This window comes from Martelella sp., assembly GCF_984369615.1.
In genome coordinates, this window is record NZ_CFHTCS010000191.1 from 1 (window position 1) to 8,393 (window position 8,393).

The following is an 8,393-nucleotide window of genomic DNA, read 5'->3' on the forward strand; positions in this document are numbered from 1 at the left end:
GTCTCGGGAAATATCCTGGTCATCATTCGGTTCCTTTTGTTGAAAGAAACCGGATAGACCACCCGAACGGGACCGTGCTCAATCAAACCTCAACGTCGGCGTGCTCGCTGTTTCCCAACCCCACGCGCCTTCCCGCGTAGCGGGTTCGTTCACCGGCCCCATTCCTGCGTACCGCAGCGAGAGTCCGCTTTCCGCCGAACGTGACGCTGTCGAAGTTGATCGGATACGGTAGGACTGCATCGCCGCCTCATTGCTGCTTCGAGCCCAAACCTCCAGGTTTCTGCTGGGCAGCCAACGGCAGTTTCGGCGGACAATATATGGATTGTCGACCCGCAGGAAACCAAATCGAGATGATCAGCTTTCGTCCTGACGCCGGGCGGCGTCGGCAGCCTCGAAATGCGCCATTTGGTCGGCATAGGCCTTTTTGAAAGCGGGCCGGTCCATGACCCTTTCCACATAGGCTTCCGTTTCAGGCCGATCTCCGAAGGCGCGGAGCTTTGCCACGCGCAGGACGTCCGTCATCATCAGGTCCGCGATGGTGAAACGACCGGCAGCAAGCCATTCTCGCTCCTTCAGGATGCGCTCCATGTGGGCCAGACGGCTTTCCAGCCAGTCAGTCAATCCGTTCTCCTTCGCACCTGTCAATTCAAGGAACCACCATGGAACGGACACCATCTCGATGGAGTTGAGAGCAGCGATGAACCACTGAAGGGTTTCGGCCCGCGCTTGCGGATCACGAGGCATCAGCGTCTCGCTCTTCTCCGCCAGATGCAAAACACAGGCCCCGCTCTCGAACATATGGAGATCACCGTCCGACATGAAGGGAACCTGTCCGAATGGCTGACGGGCAAGATGGTCTGGACCGCTTTCCCCGAATGGCACGGTTCGGACGGAATAGGAAAGGCCCGCTTCCTCACACGCCCATCTTAGCCGCATGTCGCGAACGAAGCCGGCAGGGCCATTGGTCATTGGCACCCAGTCGAGGGTCCAGATCGTGATGTTGTCGCGCATTTCGAAGTCCTGGAAACAAAAATTTGGGCAACTGTCTCGCAATTGAAAAACAAAACCGAGTTCATGACAACCGCATCGAAAGTCTGTCCCGCTCACTCGATGACCTGGATTTCTGGTCTATTGGTCTCCGTAGGATGAATTGGGGCCGCCACCTAGAGTATCCGTTTTGATCAAGCCCTCATTTGGGCCCATTTTCTGTCATCGCGGATAAGTGCGTTTGCGAGTTCGATGAGCTTTCGCATGATTGCTGTCACGGCAACTTTTCCGGGTTTTCCTGCGCTTTTCAGCGCCTCGTATTTTGCCTTCATCTGTTTGTTGAAGCGGAGGGCGACGAGGGCCGGCATATAGAGGGCATCGCGCAGGAATTTTCATCCTCCCTGAATGAAGGCCTTTCCACGCCATTGGCCCGATTGTCGGGTCATGGGCGCCAAACCCGCAAGGCTGGCGATCTGCTTTCGGCCAAGCGTGCCGATCTCGGGGCATTCGATCATGATCGCCGGGCGTTCTGCAAGACATAATTGTTGCTCAGAGACGGCACAGGCTTTCGCGCTGAATTAGAACAGGTTCGAAGGCTTCGGGGCGCGGGAAATCGGGCGTGGTGGCGGCCTGCATGGCGGTGGCGACGATGTGCTTGAGGTCGATCCGGATTGTCGTGAGGGGAGGGATGGCGTATTTGACCTCGTCCATGTCGTCGCAACCGACGACGGAAACGTCATGGCCAACGCGCCGCCCAGCGGCGTGGCAGGCCGCTAGCACCCCCATTGCGATAAGGTCGGAGAAGCATAGAAATGCGATCTCTCCTCTGTGTGTGGCAAGGAGTTCGGTGGCCTTGGCGAAGCCGTAGGCGCGTGAGGTGGGGCCGGGATGGAGGCCCGGGGACGCGAGGCCGGCCTCGACGATCTCGGCCACTGCGCCCGATTGACGTTGGAACGCGGCGCTCGTTTGTCGGCCACCGCCGATCCAGTGAAGGTTGCGGTGGCCGGCATCAATGGCTGCACGCGCGGAAAGGCGACCGCTGCGGACCTCATCCATGACGATCTGTGGAGCATCGAAGCCCTCTACCGAGCGAAAGAACAGCGCGGTCGAGATGGCGAGAGTGTCGCCGACGCGCAGGATCGCGTCCAGATCTGCGCAGGTGGTGCCGTAGGCTGGGCAGAGTAGCAGCGCCTCGCAGCCGACCTGAAGCGCTTGGTGAAGGAAGTCGGCTTGACGCGCGCGATTCTCACGGGTGATGCCAAGAAGCAGGCGCTTGCCGCGGCTCTCAATTTCGGTCTCGGCCTCAAGGAGCATGTCGTTGAAGATAGGGTTGGTAAGATCGCCGAGACAGACGGCGACCTGGTTGGTGCGTGACATGCGCAGATCGGCGGCTGCCTGATTGTAGACATATCCGAGCGACGTGGCGGCGTTACGGATACGGGCGATCGTATCGGCCGGAAAGCGGGTGTCACCGCGCAAGGCGAGCGATACGGAACTGACCGAGAGCCCGGTCTCCCGGGCGATATCCTTTAGGGTGACGCGGGCGCGCATGGAATCTCCTTTCGTATGTTTCTGGCTGAAATCGGCGTTGGACGTCAAGTAGAACGATTTAGTAAAACGATCTAGTATAACGATTGACTAGCTTTTTTTTCCGTGCCATCTTCGATTTCATGCTGGTCCCGAGGGGGGCCGCACAATGTCTGGGAGGACACCATGAACAAAGCGATTTTCTCCGCCGCGATCCTCGCGGCTACCGGGTTCGGCCATGCGGCCGTTGCGCAGGACTGCAACTGGGTGCCCGAGCGCCCGGTGAACGTCATCGTGCCGTGGGGCGCGGGCGGAACGACCGACGCCAATGCGCGCCAGCTCGCGACAGCCTTGCAGGAACGGTTCGGCGTTCCCTTCAATGTGGTAAACCGCACCGGCGGCAACGGCGTAACAGGTCATACTGCGATCTCGCGCGCGCGGCCCGACGGCTATACGATCGGCGCGGCGACGGTCGAGATCGATACGATGCATTGGTTCGGGTTGACGGATCTGACCTATGAGGACATCACGCCCATCGCACTGATGAACATGCCGGCGGCGGGTGTCATCGTGAACGCTGATAGCCCGTTCGACAGCCTGACGGAGCTTTTGGATTACGCGCGCGAAAATCCGGGTGAGTTGACCGCATCGGGCACTGCTCTGGGTGGGATATGGCATCTGGCGCTCGCGGGAATGCTTGAGGCCGAGGGCATGGATCCTCAGGCGATCCGCTGGGTCCCCTCGCAGGGCTCGGCGAGCGCGTTGCAGGAACTGTTGGCGCACGGTGTCGACATGGTGACGCCTTCGCTGGAAGAGGGTAAGTCGCTGATCGATTCGGGTGAAGTGCGGGCGCTGGCCTATATGAGCGACACGCCGAGCCAGGCGTTTCCGGACGTACCGCTGACGGCTGACGAACTCGACAGCGGATGGACGCTGGCGGCTTTCACCAGCATCTCGGGGCCGAAGGATCTGCCCGAGAACATCACCTGCAGTTATGAGGCCGCTCTGGAGGAAATCGTGGCGTCGGATCGCTGGGCCGAATTCCGTGCGAGTCTCGGCGCGCCGGTCGTCTGGGGCGATGCCGCACAATTGAGATCGGTGATGGAGGCCTACGACGAGAGCCTGGGAGCCACGATTGAGGCCATCGGCATGAAGAAAAATGACTAAAATTCGCGTGACCAGCGATTTCGTGACAGGCGGGGCCCTGTTTCTTGCTGGCTCCGCCATGTATCTGGGCGCGCGCGGGTTCTCCGCGCCGCCCACCATGAGCTACGGCGCGGGGTTCTTTCCGAAGATCGTAGCCGGGGGCATGGCGATTTCCGGCTTGCTGATCGTACTGGCCGATTTTCGCGCGCGGCTGAGTAAGCAGGCCGCGTTTGATGTACGCGGGGCGGGGAGGGTCGCCCTGCTGGCCGCAATGATCGCGGCCTATGCGCTGGCGCTCAATCCGCTCGGCTTTCATCTGGCGACGGTCTGCCTTCTCTTCCTGGTGACGCGGTTTTACGGCGGCGGGTGGATCTCGGCGGGTGTGCTGTCAGTCGCGGCGACGCTGATCCTGCATTTCGTCTTCTATTCGGTGATGCGCGTCTCGCTCCCCTGGGGTGTGATGTTGCCCTTCGCGTGGTGAGGTGACGTCTTGGAACTGATGAACATCTTGAGGGGGCTGACCGACCCCACACTTCTGGCAACCATCGCTGTTTGCACGCTCTACGGTGCTCTGGTTGGCGCGCTGCCGGGGCTCTCGGCGACGATGGCGGTGGCGCTTCTGGTGCCGTTTACGTTCTACATGGATCCGGTGACAGCGGTGGCGGCAATCGTGGCCACGACCACAACGGGCATCTTTGCAGGCGATATAAGCGGCGCGCTTTTGCGAATACCTGGTACGCCGGCTTCCGCCGCCTATGTCGCCGACAGCGCGACCATCGCGGAGCGGGGACAGCCGCGTACGGCGCTGTTCGTGTCGCTTTTTGCCGGCGTCTGCGGTGGGATCATCGGGGTCGGCGCATTGGCGTTGGCTGCACCGCTCCTGGCGGATTTTTCCAAGAACTTTTCGAGCGACGAGATGTTCTGGCTCGCTGCCCTCGGCCTCAGCTGTGCCGTTTTCGTGGCCGATGCGCCGCCCGCCAAGACCTTTGCGAGCTTGTTCATCGGCCTTGCCGTCGCTTGCGTAGGCATCGATATCGCGGTGGGCGAGCCGCGCTATACATTCGGTCTTTACGATCTGTTCGACGGGGTGGAGTTCATCTCGGCCATGATCGGGTTCTTCGCGTTGACTGAGTTGTTCAAGGCAGCGGCGGTGCGGCGCGACCCGGCGGCCAGGATCCAAACACAGAAGATGGAACCGCTGGGTGAGGCCATCGGCAACGCACTGCGCGAAATTCAGGCACGATGGAAGAACATCGCGCGATCGGGTCCCATGGGTGTGTTAATCGGCGTACTGCCGGGCGCGGGCGCGGATGTTGCTGCGTGGATCGCCTATGCGGTGTCCCGGAAGTTCTCACGCACGCCAGAGAAATACGGGCACGGCCATGCCGAGGGGCTGGTCGACGGGGGGGCCGCCAATAACGCGGCCGTCAGCGGCGCATGGACGCCCGCGCTGGTCTTCGGGATACCGGGCGACAGCGTGACGGCCATCGCCATTGGCGTGCTGATGATGAAGGGCCTCAACCCTGGCCCGGACATCTTCGAGCGCAGTGGCGAGATCGTCTACACTCTTTTCGGCGCATTCCTGATGGCGAACATATTTATGATTTTCACCGGAGGCATCGCGATCCTGATGGCGAGCCAGCTTCTTCGAATGCCCAAGCACATGCTGATGCCGTTGGTGCTGGCGCTTTCGCTGATCGGGGGATTTGCAGTCCTGAACTCGGTCTTCTCGATCTGGATCATCTTGGTCTTGGGTTTTCTGGGTTATGCGATGATCCTGGGCGGCCTGCCCATCGCGCCGGCAATCCTCGGCGTCGTTTTGGGCCCGGTGGTCGAACAGAATTTCATGACCTCGATGATCAAATCGCAAGGCGCGCTAATGCCGCTATTCGATCGCAACATTTCCATGGTGTTGGGGGGCGCGACGATCTTGATATGGTCGCTCTGCCTCTATCGCGCGATCCGCACCATCCTCAAACCCAATGAAATCAATGACGCAAAGGACGACATCTCATGAGTAATGCCCTGAAGGAACGGATCGCAAGGGGCGAGATCGTGACCGCCGCGTGGATCGATACCGGATCGCCGGAGGTTTGCGAGATCGTGGTCAACGCTGGCTGGGACGTGGTGGTCATCGACTGCGAGCACGGTGCGGCGCCACTCGAGGATGGGCTGAGCCTCATCCGTGCGGTGCAGGCGGCGGGCGGCGAAGCGGTGCTGCGCGTGCCCGACGGCAGCGATACGACTTTGAAGCGCGCACTGGACCGCGGCGCTCGCTCGATCCTCGTGCCAATGGTCAATTCGGTGGAGCAGGCCAAGAGTATCGTGCATTCGTGCTTTTACCCGCCAAGGGGCGGGCGGGGCTATGCCGCGCCCATCGTGCGCGCCTCGCATTACGGCCGCTGGACCGACTACGCGAAGGAGGCGCATGACGACCTGCTGCTGATGGTGCAGTGCGAGCATATCGATGCGGTCGCTCACGTCGCCGAGATCGGTGCGATCGATGGGATCGATATGGTCTTCGTCGGGCCGAATGACCTGTCTGGGTCCATCGGCCTTCTGGAACAGCTCGATCATCCTGATCTTCTCAAGTGCAAGGAAGAAGTCGAGCGTGCTGGTCGCGAAAGCGGCGTGAAGCTTGGTACGATCTTGGGAGGCGGGCGGAATTACAGCCAAATCCGGGACGCGGGATACAGCTTCATCGTGGGACCGGCCGATGTGGGGCTGCTCTATGATGCCGCGCGGGCCGCGCGTATTGAGATGGCGGACGATCTCGACCTTGTTGCTGATGCCGGGGGAGCGGCGCGCGACTACTGAGGGGAAGTACGAAGAGATAAAGAAGATCCTGAACGATCCGAACGATTACGTTCCGGAAATGCTTGACGGACTGGTTGCGGCGCATCCCGAAACCTATCGGGCTGCGGGCCACCGCGTCATCGTGCGCGCGGGCAAGAAGAGGCCGGGCAAGGTCGGTATCGTAACCGGCGGGGATCGGGACATCTGCCGGTCTTCACCGGTTACGTGGGGAACGGGTTGCTCGGCGGAGGGACTGGCAAGGTCTTTGCCAGTCCCTCCGCCGAGCAGATGGCCGACGCGATCCGCGAAGTCGATGCAGGGGCGGGGGTTCTCTGCCTCTACGGGAATTGCGGCGGCGACGTCATGAATTTTGACATGGCCGCCGAGACGGTCGAGTTCGACGACATCCGTACCACCGCCCATGCGGTGGCCGACGATGTGGCCTCGGCCCCGGCGGAGGAGGCCGAGAAGCGACGCGGCGTAGCAGGCATGATCTATGCCTTCAAGATCGCGGGCGCTGCGGCGGAGCGGATGGACGACCTCGATGAGGTCACGCGGCTCGCCGTCAAGGCCTCGGGCGCGGTGCGTTCGATAATCGTCAAACGAGGAGAGCTTTACAGACCCTATGGGGTGTCCGCTTGACAAGAGGTTGCCTTCCGAAGGCCGCCTCGCGTAGGCCGCTCGGGCTTAAGCGTGTTTTCTTCCGTTGTTTCAGGCGTGGCCCTTTCCGTTGACATGAGTCAACGCGCATATGCGCAGAAGCGCATAAATATCGGCTCATGCAAGAGCTACTGGACGCCATCTCCGATCCGACACGCAGAGCGGCCCTTGCCGTGCTCTGGAATGATCAGGAACACTGCGTGTGCGAACTGATGGCACGGCTGGGGGCCACTCAAAGCCGGATGTCGCGGCACATGAAAGTGCTGCGCGATGCCGGGCTCGTCCGGGATCGGCGCGACGCGCAATGGGTGCGTTACCGCCGCAATCCGGAGTTGGCGCCCGAACTGGTGGCTGTGATCGAGGCGGTTCTGGTCGCCGAACAGATGCAGAAGAGAGAGAGCGCATGACAACCGAAATGCATGGGCTTAAATCCGGGCAAAGAGGTTCCTCCTTGCTCTGGTACCTCGGTATCGCGGGAGCCTCCGTGATCTGGTGGCTGGCCTATGGTCAACTGATCGCCTTTTCCGAATGGGCCACCACTCTTCTCCCGGTCGACCGACAAAGCCACACGGGCGAAGCAATTGCCTTCTTCTTCTATGATGTCCCCAAAGTACTTCTGCTCCTGACCGGCATCGTGTTTGTCACCGGCGTGTTGCGCAGCTGGTTCAGCCCGGAAAGAACCCGCGCGTTGCTGGCCGGAAGACGCCGGATTTTCGGCTACCCCATGGCCGCCGCACTCGGCGTTCTCACGCCATTCTGCTCCTGTTCCTCCGTACCGCTTTTCATCGGCTTCGTTTCAGCCGGGATCCCGCTTGGCGTCACTTTCGCCTTCCTGATTGCCGGCCCGATGGTCGGACCTGTCGGACTTGGGCTGCTTTACGGCCTCGTCGGCTGGAAAATTGCGACGATCTATCTCGTCTTCGGCTTCACCATCGCCACGATCGCCGGCTGGGTTCTCGGGAAAATGAGGCTGGAACGTTACCTTCAGCAATGGGTGCGTGACCTCAACGCGGGACCGGCAGCCGACATCCCCACCGAACGGATCGATTTTGTCGACCGGCTCAAGATTGGCGTCGAACAGGTCCGGGAGATAGTCGGCAAGGTCTGGATCTGGGTCGTGGTCGGCATTTCCATCGGAGCGCTTATTCACGGTTATGTTCCTGAAGCGCTCATGCTCCGGGTCATGGGCGGCGAGGCTTGGTGGTCCGTTCCGGCTGCCGTCATCGTCGGCGTGCCGATGTACACCAATGCCGCGGGAGTCATCCCGATCGTCGAAG

The 8,393-nt window shown here is 61.1% G+C and carries 9 protein-coding genes and 1 pseudogene; 7 read left to right on the top strand and 3 right to left on the bottom strand.

Going from position 1 to position 8,393, the window contains the following annotated elements:
• Positions 1–354: 354 nt before the first annotated feature.
• From AC5DC2_RS14865 to AC5DC2_RS14875, 3 genes and pseudogenes are all read right to left on the bottom strand, one after another.
• On the bottom strand, positions 355–1,011 hold the full coding sequence (locus tag AC5DC2_RS14865; RefSeq protein WP_491699039.1) for a glutathione S-transferase family protein: 657 nt from the start codon (positions 1,009–1,011) through the stop codon (positions 355–357).
• Between the two features lie 170 nt (positions 1,012–1,181).
• Positions 1,182–1,508 (bottom strand): annotated as a pseudogene (locus tag AC5DC2_RS14870) (transposase); the annotation flags it as partial.
• A 28-nt stretch (positions 1,509–1,536) separates the two neighbouring features.
• Positions 1,537–2,538, bottom strand: coding sequence for a LacI family DNA-binding transcriptional regulator (locus tag AC5DC2_RS14875; RefSeq protein ID WP_024706319.1), 1,002 nt, complete (start codon positions 2,536–2,538; stop codon positions 1,537–1,539).
• A 162-nt stretch (positions 2,539–2,700) separates the two neighbouring features.
• Here AC5DC2_RS14875 and AC5DC2_RS14880 point away from each other — a divergent pair, with 162 nt between their 5' ends.
• From AC5DC2_RS14880 to AC5DC2_RS14910, 7 genes are all read left to right on the top strand, one after another.
• Complete coding sequence (locus AC5DC2_RS14880) at positions 2,701–3,681, top strand: Bug family tripartite tricarboxylate transporter substrate binding protein (RefSeq protein WP_491699035.1); 981 nt, start codon at positions 2,701–2,703, stop codon at positions 3,679–3,681.
• Positions 3,674–4,141: a tripartite tricarboxylate transporter TctB family protein gene (locus AC5DC2_RS14885; protein ID WP_491699036.1), complete on the top strand. Its 468-nt coding sequence runs from the start codon at positions 3,674–3,676 to the stop codon at positions 4,139–4,141. The genes AC5DC2_RS14880 and AC5DC2_RS14885 overlap by 8 nt, the downstream gene beginning before the upstream one ends.
• Before the next feature lie 18 nt (positions 4,142–4,159).
• A complete protein-coding gene (locus AC5DC2_RS14890; RefSeq protein WP_036235684.1) occupies positions 4,160–5,677 on the top strand; it encodes a tripartite tricarboxylate transporter permease in 1,518 nt (505 codons plus the stop codon).
• Positions 5,674–6,477 carry an HpcH/HpaI aldolase family protein gene (locus tag AC5DC2_RS14895; RefSeq protein WP_024706323.1) on the top strand — a complete coding sequence of 268 codons (804 nt, stop codon included), beginning with the start codon at positions 5,674–5,676 and terminating at the stop codon, positions 6,475–6,477. Before AC5DC2_RS14890 ends, AC5DC2_RS14895 begins: the two co-directional genes overlap by 4 nt.
• A 204-nt stretch (positions 6,478–6,681) precedes the next feature.
• On the top strand, positions 6,682–7,098 hold the full coding sequence (locus AC5DC2_RS14900; RefSeq protein WP_491699037.1) for a dihydroxyacetone kinase subunit DhaK: 417 nt from the start codon (positions 6,682–6,684) through the stop codon (positions 7,096–7,098).
• A 137-nt stretch (positions 7,099–7,235) separates the two neighbouring features.
• Positions 7,236–7,523, top strand: coding sequence for an ArsR/SmtB family transcription factor (locus tag AC5DC2_RS14905; RefSeq protein WP_024706325.1), 288 nt, complete (start codon positions 7,236–7,238; stop codon positions 7,521–7,523).
• A 44-nt stretch (positions 7,524–7,567) separates the two neighbouring features.
• A partial coding sequence (locus AC5DC2_RS14910; protein WP_491699038.1) for a permease occupies positions 7,568–8,393 on the top strand: 826 nt, incomplete at its 3' end.